Source organism: Amycolatopsis sp. NPDC003676 (assembly GCF_053587275.1).
In genome coordinates this window covers 1-1,790 of sequence record NZ_JBSFNS010000258.1, presented here as the reverse complement: position 1 = coordinate 1,790, position 1,790 = coordinate 1, and the positions used below count along the sequence as shown (strand labels likewise).

Here is a 1,790-nt window from a genome sequence, read left to right as displayed (position 1 = left end):
GTGCCCGATACCGCCGTGATCGATGAGCTGCTGCCGGTGCTGGCCGCCGACAGCCTGCCGCGCCTGATCGTGCTCGGCTCCGACGCCGCCCTGGCCGCCGTGCTCACCCATCTGATGCGCACCGAACGCCTGCACGTCGAGGTCGGGTTCGTCCCGGTCGAGACGACCTACGCCTCGCGGGTCTATCAGACCGCGACCGGCAACGCCGCCGCGAAGATCGCGCTGGAGGGCCGGGCCATCGAGACCCCGCTGATCCGCGACGACACCGGCACCGTGCTCGTCGGCCGGGCCAGCATCACCGGCATCGACGGCGCCAAGCTCGAGGGCGAGGCCTACGTCGACGACACGCTGCTGTTCACCGGCATCGTGACGACCATGCTGATCTCACCGACGATGACGATGCCCGGTGTCCGCGCCAGGGTCCGCAAGGGCTTCCGCAAGCGCACCTGGGTGTCGGGTCGCGCCGCGCAGCTCGGCACGCCGGGCGCGATCGTCACCCGCGACGGGATCACCACCGAACGCAAGGTGCCCCGCTCGACCTTCTACCGCTTCGAACAACCCTGGCTCCTGGTGCGATGACGTCTTCCTTCCCCACCGGCAGGCGGACCGGCCACAGCGCCGTCCGCCCGAGCCCGGTCTTCCTGCTCATCGTGTTGATCACCGTGCTCGGCGGCGCGCTCGCCTGGGACGCCGACATCGAGTCGGTGCGCGCCAAGGTCGGCGTGTTCGTGCTCGTGGTGTTCGGCTGGATCATCAGCCTGTGCCTGCACGAATTCGCGCACGCCTATGTCGCGTGGCGCGCGGGTGATCATGAAGTGGAAGTGCGGGGATATCTCACCCTGAATCCGCTGAAATACAGCCACCCGGTGCTCTCGATCGGATTGCCGCTGATTTTCATCGCGCTCGGCGGTATCGGATTGCCCGGCGGCGCGGTGTATGTGGACACGACCCGATTCCGCTCGGCGGTGCAGCGGCTGGTCAGCGCGGTCGGTCCGGCGTCCAATCTGCTGTGCGCGGTGGTGCTGCTCGTGGTGATCCGCGCGTTCGGGACGATGCAGGAGCACGCCGGGTTCTGGTGTGGGCTCAGTTTCCTGGCGTTCTTGCAGATCACCGCGTTTCTGCTGAACATCCTGCCGGTGCCGGGCCTGGACGGGTTCGGGATCATCGAGCCCTCGCTGAGCTACGAGACCCGGCGGTCGCTCGACCAGATCAAGCCCTACGGAATGCTCGTTCTCTTCGCTGTCATCTTCTTCACACCATTGAGCCGGGTGTTTTTCGACGCTGTTTACGCTTTGTTCGAACTTTCCGGGGTACCTGACGGGTGGGCTGCCTACGGTAGCCACATGACCCGCTTCTGGCGTTGATAGCCTGTCGCCGGTCAACCTCGACTCTGGAACGGAAACGCGTATGGGCACCACCGAATCGCCCGTAGTCCTCTCTGTCGTCATCCCGGTACTCGACGAAGCCTCGGTCATCGCCGCCTGCCTGGAGCGGCTGGTCGGTCAGGACGCCATCGACGAGATCGTCGTCGTCGACAACGGCAGCACCGACCGCACCAGGGAGATCGTCGCCGAGCTAGCCGCCCGACATCCGAAGATCGAGCTGATCGACGAGCCGAATCCCGGCGTCGCGCACGCCCGCAACACCGGCTTCGACAAGGCGCGCGGCGACTACCTCGGCCGCATCGACGCCGACACCATGGTCGCGCCCGACTGGGGCGCCACCGTGCGCGCGCATCATGTACTTCGAGGACGTCGACCTCGGCGACCGGCTCGCGAAGGCGGGCTGGC

3 protein-coding genes are annotated in these 1,790 nt (G+C 67.0%); all 3 read left to right on the top strand.

The genetic code is table 11. The features are described 5' to 3' along the window. Positions 1 to 579: hypothetical protein (locus ACWDNU_RS45425; RefSeq protein ID WP_449673395.1), on the top strand; the 579-nt coding region annotated here is incomplete at its 5' end. Continuing rightward, positions 576 to 1,364, top strand: coding sequence for a site-2 protease family protein (locus tag ACWDNU_RS45420; protein ID WP_355274716.1), 789 nt, complete (start codon positions 576 to 578; stop codon positions 1,362 to 1,364). The genes ACWDNU_RS45425 and ACWDNU_RS45420, both read left to right, overlap by 4 nt. 43 nt (positions 1,365 to 1,407) lie before the next feature. Next, positions 1,408 to 1,790: glycosyltransferase family 2 protein (locus ACWDNU_RS45415; protein WP_449673394.1), on the top strand; the 383-nt coding region annotated here is incomplete at its 3' end.